The 18,730-nt window shown below is 48.5% G+C and carries 7 protein-coding genes; 6 read left to right on the top strand and 1 reads right to left on the bottom strand.

Features of this window, described 5'->3' with window-relative positions; all coding sequences use genetic code 11:
- The first annotated feature begins 170 nt into the window (after positions 1-170).
- The 6 genes from VM802_RS07390 to VM802_RS07365 all read left to right on the top strand — a co-directional run bounded on the left by VM802_RS07390 (position 171) and on the right by VM802_RS07365 (position 14,048).
- Positions 171-2,258: a beta-galactosidase gene (locus VM802_RS07390; RefSeq protein WP_325529183.1), complete on the top strand. Its 2,088-nt coding sequence runs from the start codon at positions 171-173 to the stop codon at positions 2,256-2,258.
- A 25-nt stretch (positions 2,259-2,283) separates the two neighbouring features.
- Positions 2,284-4,128, top strand: a complete 1,845-nt coding sequence (locus VM802_RS07385) for a cellulase family glycosylhydrolase (protein WP_325529182.1) — start codon at positions 2,284-2,286, stop codon at positions 4,126-4,128.
- Positions 4,129-4,478: 350 nt separating this feature from the next.
- Complete coding sequence (locus VM802_RS07380; protein ID WP_325529181.1) at positions 4,479-7,277, top strand: TIM-barrel domain-containing protein; 2,799 nt, start codon at positions 4,479-4,481, stop codon at positions 7,275-7,277.
- Between the two features lie 42 nt (positions 7,278-7,319).
- Entirely contained in the window at positions 7,320-10,445 is a 3,126-nt protein-coding gene (locus VM802_RS07375) for a SusC/RagA family TonB-linked outer membrane protein (protein ID WP_325529180.1), read from the top strand.
- A gap of 17 nt (positions 10,446-10,462) precedes the next feature.
- Positions 10,463-12,055: a RagB/SusD family nutrient uptake outer membrane protein gene (locus tag VM802_RS07370; protein WP_325529179.1), complete on the top strand. Its 1,593-nt coding sequence runs from the start codon at positions 10,463-10,465 to the stop codon at positions 12,053-12,055.
- Positions 12,056-12,116: 61 nt separating this feature from the next.
- Positions 12,117-14,048 carry a sialate O-acetylesterase gene (locus VM802_RS07365; protein WP_325529178.1) on the top strand — a complete coding sequence of 644 codons (1,932 nt, stop codon included), beginning with the start codon at positions 12,117-12,119 and terminating at the stop codon, positions 14,046-14,048.
- A gap of 3 nt (positions 14,049-14,051) precedes the next feature.
- Here VM802_RS07365 and VM802_RS07360 read toward each other — a convergent pair whose 3' ends face one another.
- Positions 14,052-18,140, bottom strand: a complete 4,089-nt coding sequence (locus VM802_RS07360) for a hybrid sensor histidine kinase/response regulator transcription factor (protein ID WP_325529177.1) — start codon at positions 18,138-18,140, stop codon at positions 14,052-14,054.
- Between the last annotated feature and the right edge of the window lie 590 nt (positions 18,141-18,730).

Genomic DNA, 18,730 nt, shown 5'->3' with positions numbered 1-18,730 from the left:
TCCGATTGCTTTAGGGTACCTGTATGTGAGTACCGGAAGAAGGCGCTTTTCAGAAATGCGTCCATGTGCATCATTCGCTGACAGTTACAACGGTGGTGATGTGAGAACGCAGTATTGACAATATCAGGGCCGTCAAAATCAAATGACAGTTTAGTTATAAAATCTGATAAATGAAGAAACGTATTTTGCTGTTATGGCTATTGGTGATACTCACAGTATCACAGGCATTTTCTCAACAGGACAACCCTTTTTTTCCTGCTAAGCGCCTGATTACAACAGGTATTTATTATTATCCGGAACACTGGGACCCCAATTTCTGGGAGCGCGATATCAAAAGGATTTCGGAGATGGGCTTCGAATTTGTGCACCTCGCGGAATTTGCCTGGTTTAAGATGGAACCGGAAGAAGGTAAGTTTGATTTCACCTGGCTGGACAAAGTAATGGACCTCTGTGCAAAGTATCACCTGAAAGTGGTGATGTGCACACCGTCGGCCACCACGCCGGCGTGGATGCGTAGCCGGTACCCGGAAACTTTCCTGATGTACAGCCAGTATATCCGCGGCGAACACGGTACCCGTGGTCTGGGGTCAATTGTGAATCCTGTATACCGCCGTTTCGTAGAAACTATTGTGACTAAAATGGCGCAGCGTTATGGGAAAAGTGAAAACATCATCGGATGGCAGCTGGATAATGAACCCGACGCAAAGCCTGACTTCAGCCCATCTTCGCAGGAAGCATTCCGGCAATGGCTGAAGAATAAATATCATTCTATCGATACGTTGAATACCGTGTGGGGTACCGCCTTCTGGAGCCAGTGGTACAATAACTTTGATCAGATTATTCCCCCGAATGTGAACCTTGTTGGCTGGTGGGGGAGTAACCCGCATGCCGTGCTCGATTTCAAACGCTATCTGGCAGATGCGCAGGCGGAGTTCCTCGATTTTCAGGCCAGTACCTTACGGAAGAACATTTCACAGCATCAGTTTATTACTACCAATTACACGGCGGTATCTCCCGGCGCTGACCCACGGCGTACAAAGATGCTGGACTTCGCTACCTACACAGCCTATCCGAACGGAGGAACTAATAACATCGGCAAACAAGGATTCCGGTTGGGCAATAGCAATGTGATCCTCTTTGCTGCCGAATATTATAAATCGGTGGGGGGTGTCAGCGGCGCCATGGAAATACAGCCGGGAACGGTGAACTGGGGCAATTTTACACCGTTACCGTTGCCGGGCGCCGTTCGTATGTGGCTGTACCACATCTTTGCGGCAGGCGGAAAGCTGGCCTGTTCTTATCGCTTCCGCCAGATCAACTACAGCGCGGAGCAGTATCATTCCGGTATTATGTTAACGGATGGAGTAACGCCGTCGCCGGGCGGCTATGATTATATGCAGTTCATGAAAGAAATGAACGCACTGCGAAAGTATGCCGATACCCGCGCGCCATTGCCTGAGAAACTGGCAAAGCGTTCCACTGCCATTTTATGGAACCTGGAGAATTACTGGTCTTTCGATCAGCAGCGACAAACCAGACAATGGGATACCTGGAATTATCCTGTCAAATTCCTCCAGATAGCTAAATCTTTTGGCGCCCAGGCAGACGTGGTCGCAGAAACAGCCGATTTATCGAAATACAAATTTGTGATCGTGCCTGCCTATGAACTGGTGGACAGCAACCTGATAAAAAAATGGCAGGCATATGCTTCCAATGGAGGGCATCTGATTATTACCTGCCGCACGGCAGCTAAAAACCGTGCAGGGTACCTGTGGGAGGCCGGTTGGGCTGCACCCTTATCGACGTTGATAGGCGCCCGCATTAATTCTTTTGATATGCTACCGGACCAATACTACGGAGACGTACAAACGAAATCGGGGCATTACAACTGGAATAACTGGGGTGACCTGCTACAGCCGGATAAAAACACAGAAGCAGTGGCTGTTTACAATGACCAGTTTTACAAAGGCGCTGCCGCTGTGGTAAAACGCAGGTTCGGCAAAGGTTCCGTGACTTACATCGGTGTAGACACTGATGATGCAAAACTGGAAAAAGACGTATTACGGGAGATCTATACAACAGCGGGGGCCACTACGGAAAATTATCCGCCTGGTGTATTCGTTTACTGGCGCGATGGTTTGTATGTGGCTGTCAACTACGCTTCTGATGACTATACCATGAATATCAACGGATCTGCTAAAATACTGATCGGAGAAAAAACTATAGAACCAGGTGGTGTACTTGTATGGAAAGAATAAACTGTTAAACCAAAATCGTTTTATTATGCCACGTACAAATGTTAAGAACCACGTTCCCCGTTGCATGCGCATAGCGGTGCAACTACTGATCCTGTTTTTTACAGGGCTGTCATTATCAGCCCAGTTGCCCACAGCCCAATCCATCGCTAGTCAAATGAAGGTGGGCTGGAACCTCGGTAACACACTGGAAGCCATTTGCGGAGAAACCGTGTGGGGCGGCGCCGTCACCACGCAAGCCACCATCGATGCTGTGAAGGCTTCTGGTTTTAATACCGTCAGACTGCCCTGCGCATGGGATTGCCACAGCAACAACGGCGTAATAGACCCTGCCTGGATAGCCCGCGTAAAAGAAATAGTAGACTACTGCATGCGCGACAACCTCTACGTCATTCTTAACATACACTGGGATAACGGCTGGCTGGAAAATAACGTCACACCGGCTGCACAGGCACAGGTAAATGCTAAACAACAGCACTACTGGACACAAATTGCCAATTACTTTAAAAACTATAATGAACACCTCCTGTTTGCCAGTGCCAATGAGCCCAATGTGGATAATGCTACCGGCATGTCCGTCCTGTTGTCCTACCATCAGACATTTATCAATGCAGTGCGGGCAACCGGCGGCAACAACAGCTCCCGTACACTTATTATCCAAGGGCCAAGTACGGATCTCGAAAAGACGAATACACTGATGAACACCTTGCCCACAGACCCAATTGCCAACCGTCTGATAATGGAGGTGCATTATTATGGCCCTTACCAGTTCGCACTGATGACAAAGGATGAATCATGGGGCAATATGTTCTATTATTGGGGTAGTAACTACCATTCCTCCACAGACGTTTCCCGCAATGCCACCTGGGGTGAGGAAAGTTATATGGATGCTGAATTGAACCTTATGAAAACGAAGTTCATTGATAAAGGCATACCAGTTATCATCGGGGAATATGCAGCCATCAGAAGAACGCTGAGCCCTCCTTCGGATCAGGCTCTTCACAATGCATCCAGATTGCATTATTACAATTACTTTGTGAGTGCTGCAAGAGCAAGGGGACTTATTCCTATCTGCTGGGATCTAAATAAAGAAATGTATGACCGGAGTACCGGCACTGTACTGGACCAGGAAACAATTTCCGCTATCATGAAGGCGGCCGGCAACACCCCCGGATATGTGAGGCTGGTGAACCGCGCTACCGGTCTGTTGGCTGATGGTATCTACAAAACTACCAATGGAGCCAATGCTGGGCAGTGGAGCAACAGCGGCAGCGATGCACAACAATGGTCCGTGGAAGCAGCTGACGGTTATATCAGACTGAAGAACCGTGCTACTGGGCTGTATCTCGACGGAATGGGAAGAACACCTGACGGATCTGTTGCCGGTCAATGGAGTTTCAGTACCAGCTACAACCAGCAGTGGAAACAGGAAGTGGCGGACAATTATATCAAACTAAAGAACCGTGCCACAGGACTGTACCTCGATGGATTAGGACAAACAGCTAATGGCACTGACCTGGCGCAGTGGTCAGGCAGCAGTAGCTATAATCAGCAATGGACGATGACCGCCATCGCATTGTCTGCGGCAACACCGGCCGTTACAACCGCCACTATTGCCAATTCGGCCGCGACTGATCTGAACGTATATCCGAACCCGTTTACTACTGCTTTCGCTGTAAAGATGGATAAACTGGAAAAAATAGAACGTATTGCAATTATCGATGCTTCCGGAAAACCTGTGGAGATAAAAGTACATCCGTCTGCATCGGACCTTTTATCTCTGGGTGCAACACTAAAAACAGGTACCTATGTAGTGGAGGCAAAGGGGAGAGGCTGGACAAAAAAATGTAAGGTGGTCAAGGTCACTAATTAGGATGTAAAAAATCGTTTCCCGCCATACAGTTGCCTGACCTGGCAACCTTGGAAACATCACGAGGCTGGCCGGAAAGGTCAGCCTTTTCAATTTGCATCCAATACCATATCCAGGCCGCTTTTTTAAAATCTGCATGATCTCTGCATTCAACATTATAATAGCTTGAGGCTTTAACCCTCAGTCCCAGTGGGTTGCAACATTTGATACCCCAGAATGTAACATCCGCCATCCCTCACATTCCCCGACATTAATCAACTTTACGGAATTATCCACGTAAGTTTTTTTACCGCGTTATGAAAAGGACGATAACTGTCGCCTGGCTTTTGCTCATGCTTGTTTACCATGTTTCTATGGCAAGCCCGCCGTTTTATTCACAAACTAAAGATGGGGTCATCGTTCATACTGATTCCTCTTTTACCGGCACCTCCAACACCATCCGGTTGTATGTGATCACCGATGATATTATCAGGGTGGTGGCCGCGCCCGGAAAAGAGCTGGCGCCTGTACAAAGCCTGATGACGATTGAACGTAACAGGCCTGTACCTGAATGGAAGCTGGTTGCTTCCAATGAAGCCGTTACGCTGAAGACAAAAAGGTTAACGGTGGTGGTCCGCTTAAAAACAGGCGTTGTTTCTTTTCTGGATGCCGAAGGCAGAAAAATATTGACGGAGAAATCAGCCGGTGGACGGACTTTTGAATCTGCCGTATTTGATGGCCAGCCGTATTATCATCTTACGCAACAGTTCGAAGGGGCTGGTGATGAAGGCTGGTATGGCCTCGGACAGCACCAGGATGGGGTATATAATTACAAAGGGCAACAGGTCACTTTTTTTCAGAACAATACCGAAGTGGCAATCCCTTTTCTGGTATCCAGTAAAAACTATGGTATCCTCTGGGATAATTACTCTCTGACCACAGCCGGAGATATACGGCCGCTACATCCATTGTCCGCTTTACGGCTTTTTTCCAAAAACGGCGAAGAAGGATGGCTGACGGCTAGCTATGCCAACGATTCCCGTAAACCGCAGGAAATTATTGCGACCCGGGCTGAATCTGCCATTAATATGGAGTTTCTGGGAGATTCAAAAGTTGTACTTCCGCAAGGATTCACTGCAGCCACCGGTATAGCATCGTGGGAGGGAAGTCTGGCCAGCCATGTTTCGGGGCTGCATCAACTGCGGTTTACCTTCGGTGGTACGTTGAAAGTTTGGCTCAACGGGAAACTGGTACTGGACCACTGGCGTAAGGCATGGAACCCGGCGCCGGCATTGGTGCCGGTCAATTTTGAAAAGGGTGTGAAGGTACCTGTCAGAATTGAATGGGCGCCCGAGAGCCCCGAGTCCTATCTGTCGCTTAAATGGCAGGAGCCATTGAACAAAGAACAGCAGCGTTGTTTTGGTTTTTCTTCGGAAGCAGGCCGTCAGGCAGATTATTATTTCGTACACGGCAGCAATATGGACGAGGTCATAGCTGGTTACCGCGAGCTGACAGGCAAAGCGCCGATTGTTCCCAAATGGGCAATGGGATTCTGGCAAAGCCGCGAGCGGTACAAAACGCAGGAGGAGATCCTTTCCATTGTTGATCAGTTCCGCAAAAAGAACATACCACTCGACAATATCGTATTGGACTGGAGCTACTGGAAAGAAACCGCCTGGGGAAGCCAGGAATTTGACGCCGCCAGGTTTCCGTCACCCGACAGCATGATCGATGTGTTGCATAAAAAATACCACACGCAGATCATGATATCTGTGTGGCCGAAGTTCTATAAAGATATTCCCGTCTATCATGAATTTGACAAAAAAGGATGGCTTTATAAAAGAAATATTGCAGATGAACAGCGGGACTGGATCGGTAAAGGCTATGTCTCTACATTTTACGATGCTTTCAATGAAGATGCCCGCAAAGGCTTCTGGGATCTGATCAACCAAAAACTGTATACCAAAGGAATTGATGCCTGGTGGATGGATGCCAGCGAACCGGACATACTTTCCAACGTAAGCCCGGAAAAGCGGAAGTTGCAAATGACCCCAACAGCGTTGGGTACTGCGGCCGAATACCTGAACGCCTATCCGCTGCAAAATGCTAAGGGGATTTATGAAGGACAACGGCATACTGACCCTGATAAACGGGTGTTCCTGCTCACCCGCTCCGGCTTCGGCGGCTCACAACGATATGCAGCTGCTATCTGGAGCGGCGACATCGGTGCTACCTGGCGGGATATGAAAATACAGATTGCTGCCGGTATCAACTTCTCCCTGTCCGGTCTTCCTTACTGGACCATGGACATCGGCGGATTTGTAGTACCGGCGAAATTTGAAAGGCCAGACGCAGAGAATCTGGAAGAGTGGCAGGAGCTGAGTACCCGCTGGACTCAGTTTGGTGCATTTGTGCCGCTCTTCCGCTCACATGGACAGTTCCCTTACCGCGAAATCTTTAACACGGCTCCGGAGAACCACCCGGCTTACGAAAGCTTTTTGTATTATGATAAGCTCCGGTACCGGCTGTTGCCTTATACCTATTCACTCGCGGGCGCAGCGTATCATGAGAATTATACCATCATGCGCGGACTCGTCATGGACTTCGCAAAGGATACTGCCGCACTGAGCATAGGAGACCAATTTATGTTCGGTCCTGCCCTGCTGGTAAATCCGGTATATCAATATAAACAACGCAGCAGGGAAGTATACCTGCCTGCCGGACAGGGTTGGTATGACCTGTATACCGGCGCCCGGAATGCAGGCGGCAAAAGGGTTACCGCCGATGCGCCCTATGGCCGTATGCCACTGTATGTGAAAGAAGGGTCCATCATTCCTGTAGGCCCGGCACTGCAATACACCTCCGCAAAACCTGCCGATACTATTACGCTGTACGTCTACTCCGGTAAGAATGGCGCTTTCCGGCTGTATGAAGATGACGGCACTACTTATAGCTATGAGAAAGGACAGTTCACCATTATCCCGATCGATTACGATGAAAACACAAAGATGCTGACAATAGGCGACCGCAGGGGTGCATACAACGGTATGCTGCAGCAGCGGACGTTCCGGGTTGTCAGGGTAAGCGCTGCCACACCCAAACCACTGGACCCCGATGGAAAGGCTGATCAGGAGATACGTTATGAAGGGAAAAAATTGACTATCAAAATATAAGCACCGGTTTTATCAACTACCCAAATCCAAATGCCCACGTTTATGAAAAAAACAAAGAAAAATACAGGACAGTTGCTATTGTACGCATGGCTGACTGTCATACTATTGATAAGCCAGTCCGTTATCGCGCAAACGCACTTTGTAACGGGCCGGATCACTTCCGGGAAAACAGCCGAACCGGTGGCGGGAGCATCCGTTATAGTGAAAGGGACTACCAAAGGCGCTGTTGCCGATAATGCCGGATTTTTTAAAATTGAAGCTGCACCCGGCGCTATACTGGTGGTTACTTTTGTTGGTTACATGCCGCAGGAGGCAAAAGTGACCGGCACGGTGATAAACCTGCAACTGCAGGAATCAGTGACCCAGATTGAAGACTTTGTAGTCATCGGCTATGGCGTTCAAAAGAAGAAACTCGTTACCGGCGCCAACTTACAGGTAAAGGGCGACGACCTGCAGAAACAAAGCACTACCAATGCTCTACAGGCTTTACAGGGACAGGCGCCGGGGGTACAACTGACCAGTTACTCCGGCCAGCCTGGTTCGGCTATGAACGTAGTCATCAGGGGCAAAGGTACCGTAGGTAATTTTGCGCCATTATATATTGTCGATGGTGTACAGACCAGCGACATTACTTACCTCAATCCGGCTGACATCGCCTCCATTGATGTGCTGAAAGATGCCGCTTCAGCTGCAATCTATGGTTCACAGGCCGCCAACGGCGTTATCCTCGTCACTACACGCACCGGAAAAGCAAACCAGAAAGCACAGGTGACACTGGATGTTTTCTATGGCGTGCAGAACGTCGCCCGCAAAGCGAAATTGCTCAATGCAAAGGAATATGCAGGCATCATGAATGAAGCCGCCGTTAATTCCGGTAAAGCGGCGTATTTCACCGACGATGTCATCAACAACCTGCCGGTAAATACCAACTGGATGGATGAGATGTTCAAAAAGAACGTGCCCACCCAGAACTATGTCCTCGGCATACAGGGCGGCAGCGCGGGCTCCGTATATTCAGTGTCGTTAGGGTATACCAGCCAGGGTGGCATCGTAGGGGGGGCCAATATCTCTAACCTGGAACGTTACACTTTCCGTATCAATTCTGAACATAAACTGTATAAAGACATCATTAAAGCCGGTGAACACCTGACGTTCAACTACCAGAACACCTATGGCATTGGCGTAGGAAACCAGTATAACAACTCTCTGCGTGCGGCATTCACCACCAGTCCTTTCCTGCCTATGTATGATAGCGACGGTAATTTCTTCGCTGCGGATAAAACCGGCTGGTATCCGGGGAAACCCGACCGCGCCTGGAATAACGGCGAGTCTAATCCCTACGCGGTGATGTATTATTCCAACCAGAGCCGCAACAGCAGCCAGGGTCTCTTCGGCGATGTGTACCTACAGGCGGAACCCATTAAAGGCCTGAAGTTTCGCACGAGCCTGGGCCTGAACTATTACGCCAATCAGAGCCATGGCCTCACGCCGGTATATCATCTTTCTATCTATGCCTTCAACGATACCTCCAGGGTAACTCAGTCTATGGGCAGCGGCCGGACCATACAATTCGACAACTCCCTGAGCTATGATTTCACGCTTGGAAATAACCACAGTTTCAGCGTAATGGCAGGTACATCAGCGCTGAAATCCACCGGCGAAAGCATGACCGGCAACAACCGTGACCTGCGTATTGCGGACTTGTGGCATGCCTATCTTTCCGTGGCGCAGAATGTTACCAGAGGTGCGCCGTACATGAGCCTGAGTGGTGGCCCGTTCACTAATGCGCTGGCGTCTTATTTCGGAAGGTTACAGTATAACTACAAGGAGAAATACCTCTTAAACCTTACATTCCGCGCAGATGGCTCGTCCCGCTTTGCGCCGGAAAACCGCTGGGGTTATTTCCCTTCCGTATCAGCCGGATGGGTGGTTTCCAAAGAAAGGTTCATGGAGAATATCCACTGGCTGGATTTTCTCAAACTGCGCGCCAGCTGGGGCCAGGTGGGCAACCAGAACGTAGCGGCTTATCAGTACCTGTCACCCATTGCTTTCAATAATGCAGCTTATATCTTCGGACCGGTGGAAGGCGCCAATACACAAGGCGCCTATCCCAGCCGGCTGGCCAACCCCAACGTGAAATGGGAAACATCAGAACAGACCAATATCGGTTTTGATGCTTCGCTCATGAAAAACCTGAGCGTGACATTCGACTATTATATCAAAAAGACGAAGGACTGGCTGATCAGCGCACCGATACTGGCTACCGCCGGTGCTGACGCTCCACTGATCAATGGCGGCGACGTGAGCAATACCGGGGTGGAGCTGGGACTTTCCTATCAGAACAGTATCGGTAAATCTTTCAACTATACCATTAGTGTCAACGGCGCTTACAATAAAAACAAAATAGGTAACATCCCCACCAATGATCATATCATTCACGGAAATACCAATACGCTGTACGAAAATTCCCTCGAATTCTACAGGGCTGCGAATGGCTTGCCCATCGGTTATTTCTGGGGACTGAAAACTGCCGGTATCTTCCAGACAGAAGCAGAAGTAAACGACTATAAAGGCAAGTCAGGCACGCCGATTCAGCCAGATGCAAAGCCCGGTGATGTGCGCTTCGTGGATTTCAACGGCGACGGCGTCATCGATGCCAACGACAAAACCATGATAGGCGACCCGAACCCTCACTTTACCTTCGGCTTCAACATAGCGCTGGATTATAGAGGATTTGACTTTCAGATACAGGCGTCCGGTGTATCTGGCAACAAAATCGTACAGTCATGGAGAAACCAGTCCAGCGCAATGGGTAACTATTCTACTGCCATCCTCGACCGTTGGCATGGCTCCGGCACTTCCAGCAAAATACCACGGGTAACGGAAGACAACCGCAACTGGACACAGTTCTCCGACCTCTACATTCATGACGGCAGCTTTCTGCGTATCAACACCATCACGCTGGGATATGATTTCTCCAAACTGGTGTCCCGCAGCTACCTCGGGAAACTGCGTGTATACGCTTCCGTGCTGAACGCCTTCACCTTTACGAAATACAACGGCATGGACCCTGAAATCGGCTATAATGAAGGTTTCTCCACCGGTGTTGATATCGGTTATTATCCAAGACCCAGAACAGTCATGATAGGTGCTAATCTCCGCTTCTAACCAAAATTAACATGAAGATGAAAAAGCTATGCATATATACACTGCTCTCCGCGCTGCTGTCACTGGCAGCCTGCAGTAAAAGTTTTCTCGATACAGAAGACGTTACCACGGCAACGGAGCAGAGTTTTTATAAAACGCCCAACGATGCTTTTAAAGCGTTGGTAGGTGTATACGATGGACTGCAAACCGTATGGAACGGCGGCGTTGCGCTGCCCATAGCATCGGAAGTATTATCCGACAATGCTTTCGGTGGTACGGGTAACTCAGACGGTTTCGGTTTTCAGATGATCGACGAGTTTGATAAATCCCGTTCCCCTTCCGATCAAAGTTTGTACGGCGACAACTGGAGCGCCTACTACAAAGCCATTTACCGGGCCAATATGCTGTTGACGCACCTCGATCAGGTAAACTGGAAAGGCAGCGAAAACCTGCGCCCGGTATATGAATCCGAAGCAAGGTTTATACGAGCTTACCTTTATTTTGATATGGTGAGATTGTGGGGGAATATTCCGTTGCTCGCCAAACCTACCACCGACAATGTGCCGCAGGCCAGCCCTGACGATGTGTATAAGCTCATTGCAGGTGATCTGGTGTTTGCTGCCAGTAATCTTCCCGCTGTGAGTTATCCGAACCAGCCTGCCGCAACGCATGGCAGGGTGACTAAATGGGCGGTGGAATCCCTGATTGGCCGTGTGTATCTCTATTATACCGGTTATTATGGAAAGACAGACCTTGTAGGTGTCGTGTCCAAACAACAGGCGCTGACTTATCTCGAGGACGTGATCACCAACGGTGGTTTTAGCCTGGTGGAAAAATTTGCAAACCTCTGGCCGGCCGCGTCGCTCAGTGATTATGCAGGAGAAGATAACAAGGAAACAGTATTTGCCATTAAATACACCTATACCAGTGATTACAGCGGCAATGCGGACGGTAATTACTGGCTGGTGATGAATGGCATCCGTATTCAGAATGTCTATCCGTACGGTCTCGGATGGGGGGGCAGTCCTGTTAACGGCAGGCTTTGGAATGCCTACGCGGTCAACGATACGAGAAGAAAAGCTACCATCATATCTATCGCAGATGAAGGACTGGCTTTTACCAACAGTAAAGACCAAAGAGAATACACCGGCTATTATATGAAAAAGTACACGCCGTTGATAGACGAAGCCGGTAACAGCCTCGCCGTAAAAATGGGTGGCACCAACTTTATGATCGGGCAGTTTCAGGACTATGTGTCCATCCGTTATGCCGACGTATTACTGATGGCGGCAGAACTGGGTTCTCCCAATGCGCAGCAGTACTTCGACAATGTGCGCAAGCGTGCTTTCGGCGACAACTTTGCGCAGTTACCTGTGAATCAGGCTAATATCATCAATGAAAGAAGGCTGGAATTCGCCGGAGAAGGTATCCGGTACTGGGACCTGCTTCGTCAGGGTATCGCCGCTGCAGCTGCGGCCATTGCAGAAACAACCATTGTGAAAAATGGCGACGTGAACACAACAAAGACCATACAGGCGGGTAAAATCACTGAAACAAAAGGACTGTCTCAGATTCCCTATTCGCAGGTGACTTTGTCAAACGGTGTGTTGAAACAAAATACAGGCTGGTGATCATCTCACAAAACAATAGCGTTTTATTTGTGAATTAAACACCGTCACTACCTTATTTTTTATGCTGAAGAAATTATTGTTGGGGGTGACATTAAGTTGCCTCTTTTGTTCCGGCCTTCTCGCACAAATAACGATACCCAAAGTATTTGGCGACGGAATGGTGTTACAGCGTGAGCTACCCATCCCTGTGTGGGGATGGGCCTCGCCCGGAACGCAGATAACGGGTACGTTGGGAACGGCGCACGCGAAGACCGTGACTGGCAAAGATGGGAAATGGACGCTCCGTTTCCCGGCCTGTAAAGCAGGGGGGCCTTATACACTGAAAATATCCGGCGCGGATGCCGGTATTGAATTTAAAGATGTGCTGATCGGCGATGTATGGCTGGCTTCCGGCCAATCCAATATGGAATGGCCGGTGAAGGACGCGAAGGATGCTGCAAAAGAAATAGCCGCATCCGATTGGTCACAGATACGCTTTCTGGTGGTAGAGCATAACAAATGCCTGACACCGCAGCGGGACATTGCAGGCGGGAAGTGGCAAGCCTGTGATACGGTTAATACAGGCGGGTTCTCCGCGGTGGCGTACTATTTCGCGCGAAGGGTCCATCAGCAACAAGGTGTTCCTATAGGCATTATCCAAAGTACCTGGGGTGGGACACCCGTAGAAGCCTGGACCGGGAGGGAAGGACTACTGGCATCACCTGTTACAAAGTCGCGGATACTGGCCAACGACACGCTGACGGCGGCTGATTTTGTACAGGACAGCGTTGATCTCCTGCGTTTCTGGGAAATCGTGTATCATCCGCAAAACAACGCAGACCATGAGATAACGGCAGAAACATTTAACGACGCTTCATGGCCACAGGTTGAAATGCCTGGTCTGGTCAGGGACTTCGGCGGGCCATACGAAGGGATTGTATGGATGCGCAAAAAAATCAACCTGCCAGCCTCCTTTGCAGGAAAAGCCCTGACAGTGGAGTTAGGTCATCCGGAAATGAACTATTCACTCTATGTCAACGGGCATGAAATCTGTAAAACAGTATGGAATGCCAATCGTTTCCACCATTATACCATTCCTGCAGCAATGCTGAAGGCCGGAGAAAATATCATCACGCTCCGGATAGCCATGCTCTGGGGCGGTGGTGGACTAAACCCGCCTGCAGACAGTATGTATGTAACGGATGGCGCTACCCGGATTTTGCTGGCAGGGCAGTGGCGATATAAAAAAGACCTTGAATCACCGTTACCTGCAATACGGAATTATCACTGTTATCCTGCCATGCTGTACAATGCAATGATCCATCCGCTTGTTGCCTATGCGATCAAAGGAGCGATCTGGTATCAGGGAGAAGCCAATGAAAAGGCCGGTTTCGATTACCGGCAGTTATTTCCCGATCTGATCAAGGACTGGCGTCAACGCTGGGAACAAGGTGATTTCCCTTTCCTGTATGTACAGCTGGCCAACTATAAAAAAATCAAACAAGAGCCTTCGGAGAGCGAATGGGCTGAGGTGAGAGAATCCCAGACTATGACGCTGTCACTTGCCAATACCGGTATGGCTTGCATTATCGATATAGGGGAAGCGGACAATATCCACCCGGCCAATAAACAGGAAGTAGGCCGCCGGCTGGCGCTGTTAGCAGGTAAGCAGGTATATCGTCAGAAAGGTATTGTATCAGGGCCATCTTTTGCTGGTTTTAAGATTGAGCCTCGTCGTATCCGTATCCGTTTTACGAATACGGGAACGGGCCTTTCCACAAAAGGTGGCAAAGGAGTAACGGGCTTTACTATTGCTGGCGCTGATAAACGTTTTTATTGGGCCAGCGCCGTTATTGAAGGAAATGAGGTAATCGTCTATTCAGACCAGGTGGTAACGCCAACGGCTGTACGTTATGCCTGGGCGGATAATCCGGTTTGTAACCTGGTCAACTCAGCAGGCCTTCCCGCAGTTCCATTCAGGACGGACAACTGGAAAGGGATAACGCAGCCGTAACGCTTAACTGTCTGTTTCTTTTTTACGTATGGCATATTGCGACGGGAGCACTTTAAATTCCTCTTTAAAGCACTTCGAGAACTGTTTAGGATTGTTAAATCCAACTTTATAGGCAATCTCCGCGACGGTCATACCGCTTTTCTCCAGCAGCTGTGCCGCGCGTTTCAGCCGGATGGAACGGATGAACTCCAGCGGGGATCTGCCTGTAAGCGCCAGAATTTTCCGGTAAAGCGTTACCCGGTTCATGTACATCGCTGCGCTGAAATCTTCCACGGAAAAATCGGGATTGTCCATTTGTTTTTCAATCACATCCAGTGCATGTTGCAGGAACGTTTCATCTACGGAGGTAACCGTAATCTCTGCGGGGTTCACTTCAATCTGCTTCTGGAATCTTTTCTGCAACAATTTCTGCTGGGCCAGCAGGTTTTTAATTCTCGAATCCAGTATTTCAAAAGTAAACGGTTTGATAATATAATCGTTTGCTCCGGCCGAGAAAGCCTGTAACTGCCTGCTTTCATCGCCTACGGCGGTGAGGAGTATAACAGGGATATGCGCTGTTTCTGTTTCTGTTCTGATGTTTTTAACAAGATCAATACCATCCAACAACGGCATCATAATGTCGCTGACTATCAGATCAGGATTACATCGTTTCACTTTTTCCCAGCCTTCCTGGCCATTCGTCGCTTCTTCGATATGGTACTTACTTCTGAGGTTATCCTTCAGGTAGAAGCGTAGGTCTTCATTGTCTTCCACCAGGAGGATGGTTTTCATTTTGCCATTCTTCCGTGTTTCTTCTGACAACATTTGTGTGGCATCTTCTTCTGTTATCAATGGTGTCGTGCTGCGCATGGCAGTGTCGCATATCTTTTTTGCCGGAATCCTTACGGTGAAGCGGGTGCCATGACCCGGAGCACTTTTTACAGTGATCACTCCGTGGTGAAGCTTTACAAACTCCTTCGTGATGGCCAGACCTATGCCAGTGCCCTGATTAGCCATATCTGCCGGCACATCTGTCTGAAAGAAACGTTCAAAGATTTTTTGCTGCTGGTTTTCAGGGATGCCGATGCCAGTATCCTGTACTTCTATAACGAGCATTGCATTGTCTTCACTTCCGGAAGGCTGATCACATGAAAGATGCAGCGTTATGACGCCGTTGTCCGGCGTATATTTGAAAGCGTTAGACAGCAGGTTGAATAAGATCTTTTCAATCTTGTCTTTATCAAAATATATTTCAAGATTATCAATAGCAGAGGTGAAGTTAAACGTGATTTTTTTCTTTTCCGCAATGTCAGTGAAGGATTGGCTGATATCCCGGATGAACTGTACAATATCGCCCATAGCCAGGTGTAACCGGATGGCCTCCACTTCCATTTTTCTGAAATCGAGCAGCTGATTGACCAGGTTCAGCAGCCTTTTGGCGTTACGAAGCACCAGTCCCAGCTGTTTTCGCCGGACTTCATCATCCGTGTTTTTGATGATGGTATCTAAGGGTGAAATAATCAGGCTTAATGGCGTGCGCAGTTCATGGCTCACATTGGTGAAGAATTTTGTCTTGACCTGTTCTATGGCATGGGCTCTTTCTGCTTCGCGACGCTGCTGTTCCACTTCATACCGCATATGTATCCTGTCCAGCGTAATGCGCCGTGCCAGCAGGAGCAGGCCGGTGGCCGTCAGGAGATAAATCACGAACGCCAGGGAGGTCCGCCAGAAAGGTGGCTCCACATGGATCTTTAATGAAATAGGCTCGCCCCAGGAACCGTCGCTGTTGAGTGCTTTGACCTTAAAGGTATAATTTCTCGGATCCAGGTTGGTGTAAGTGGCTTTGCGTTGGTCGCCGTCTGCATGAAGCCAGTCTGTATTAAAACCTTCCAGCGTATAGGCGTACCTGTAATGAGCTTTGTGACCGTAATCCAATGAGGCGAATTCAATGGAAAATACATTCTCCCGGTATTTAAGGTTAATGCTTTTGAGCTTCCGGAGAGACTGACCCAGCACAATGCGGCCATTAAGGATTTCTCCGGGTTTAATATTGGTGTTCAGTATTTGGAGACCCGTGAAGATCAGTTTGGAATGATCAACTGTTTTGGGGGTCAGGCTGGTGTTAATGATATTGAAACCGGACGGGCCGCCGAAGACCAGTTCGCCGGTACTGGTTTTGAGTGCAGCATTTTCATTGAATTCGCGGTTCTGAAGATTGTTGGACTCGTCATAACCGGCCACAGAAAGTGAAAGGCAGTTGCCTTTCAGATGTGGCATGACACTGCAAAGCCCGCTCGGTGTGGACAACCACAGTCTTTGACGATTGTCTTCCAATATATTGAGGATAATATTATCAGGAAGGCCATCGGCCATGGTGAACAGCTCGAAGTCGCCGGTTTGCTCGTTGAACAGATTGAGTCCTTCATGCGTGCCTACCCATACTCTCCCTTTGCTGTCTTCCAGAAAACAGATCACATTATTACTGCTCAGGCTTTTTTTACCAGAGGTATGCCGGTATGTGGCGACAAGCTTCTTATCGCGGGAGAATACCATCACGCCATAAGTGGTACCGGTCCATAAATTACCTTTACTGTCGTCCATCATCGCGGAGATATAATTAGACGACTGGTTCCCGGTCTTTTCCCTGTAGAAGTGCGTAAAGCGGCCGGTTTTTCTGTCAAACAGGTCCACGCCGGATCCCCAGGTGCCGATCCACAGCTGCCGGTCTTTGTCTTCATAAATCTCCCATACTTTATCATCGGCCAGAGAAGAAGCGTCCTGGTCACTGTGCTGGTAACGGGTGAATTTTTTACCGTCGAAGCTGTTAAGACCGCCGAAGTAGGTACCTATCCAAAGGATGTTCTGATGATCAATCCAAAGACTGACGATGACGTTGTTGCTAATGGTGTTGGGATTGCCCGGGTCGTGCCGGTATTGCCGGAAGGTGTTATGTTTTCTGTCGAAATAAATAAGTCCACCGCCATTGGTGCCTATCCAGAGGTTGCCTAGTCTGTCTTCCACAAAACGGTTCACATCATCATAGGGAAGGCTTCTGGCATCTGACTCCTGATGATGATAATGTGGGAATCGCAGAATATTGCTGTTAAGATAGTTCACCCCTTGTTTGTAAGTACCGGCCCACAGGATGCCGTTATCATCCTTGTACAGCACGTTGATACTGTTCTGGCTAAGGCTCTGGGGATTCTTAGGATCGTTGAGCAGGTAGCTGGTATGAAAATTCTTCTTTTTGTCGATCAATGTAATGCCGCCGTGGTCTGTTGCTATCCATATCATGCCATTGTTGTCCTGTACTACCTGGCTGACAAGGCTGGATTGCAACTTCGCAGGGGAGGAGTTTTCATTGAATATCCTGACAGAATTGTCCTGCGGATGGAAAAGGTAGGCGCCGTAGGCAAAGCTCCATAGCCATATATCGCTGTCACTGTCGATGAAAAGGTTGGTGGGGGTGTGGCCTTTGGCCTGTTGTTGCAGTATTGTGCTGGTGAAAGTGGTTTTGCCGGAAAGGATGTCGTACTCCTGTAAGGCGCCATTCCGATGCAATAACCATAACTTGCCGGCAGCTGTTTCCCGGACAGCGATGATCTTGTCAGCCAGGTTGATTGTAATTTTTTTTGCCTGTTTGTTAGTATACAGGAATAAACTGCCGTTCTCATACAGGAACCAGTATCTCCCGTTATAGCCTTTGGTAATATTGTACATGGGGCTATCCTCGAGGCCGATGGATTTCAGGTAACCACCACAATCGAGATGGAAGCGTTCCGTATGTGCGTCGTAGATGCAAGGACCTCCTTTTGTTGCCACCCAGATTTTTTCTTCCGGAAGTTCATAAAGGGAAAGCACGTAATTGTCTGCCAGTGAGGTGCTGTCGTTTTGCCGGTTGCGTAGTATCTTACAGGTATGTCCATCATAGCGGTTAAGCCCTGAAACGGTGCTAAACCAGAGATAACCTTCTGTGTCCTTCAGAATAGCTGTCACCTGATTATGCGATAAGCCGGAATAGATATCCAGTTTAGAAAAGTTGTAGGAGGCGGCCTGAGCAAAAACCTGAAATGGTAAAGTCAGCATTGCCATGAAAAGGAAAACGCGCATCATAACGTGGTGAGCTTATAACTTACTTATTGTTGCAGCATAGGAATGGCATTGTAATATCCCGGCGCCGCAGGTATCCGGAAGAAGAGACATAGCGGGCAATAGCAAATTTTGACTGAACTACTTCCTGACGTGCTAAAGACACGCTAAAACGCTACTCTGGCTCCAATGCGGCCCTGGCCTGTAAGTTAAAAATAATTGTAGTAATGACAAATAATATTTTAAACATTGCGCTCCTCCAGGAAGTGAGCGCCGGATCATGACCCTTTTGAGGGAAGTGATCGAAAATGAAGGAAGTTGTAATAATATTTCTGATTTTTATCGCTTTATGTTTGGCGTACGAATAGATCAGCACCCACTATTCATTGGATAGCGATACCAGTTCTCCTTTTGGTTGAATATAATGTAATCGTTCTAACACTTATGTTGGATCGACATCCTACTTTAGGATATTAGAACTTATTTCATAAATGCTATTTAGTTTTTATAGAACTTTATAGCATGTCAAAAAGAAAAGAAGAACTGACAGATGATCAATGGGCAATTCTAAGTCCCCTTATTCCATCACCATTATTACGGGAAGATGGTAAAGG

It is taken from the genome of Chitinophaga sp., from assembly GCF_035538455.1.
GTDB lineage: Bacteria > Bacteroidota > Bacteroidia > Chitinophagales > Chitinophagaceae > Chitinophaga.
The sequence above is the reverse complement of the archived record's forward strand: the minus strand, read 5'-3'. Positions and strand labels throughout refer to the sequence as shown.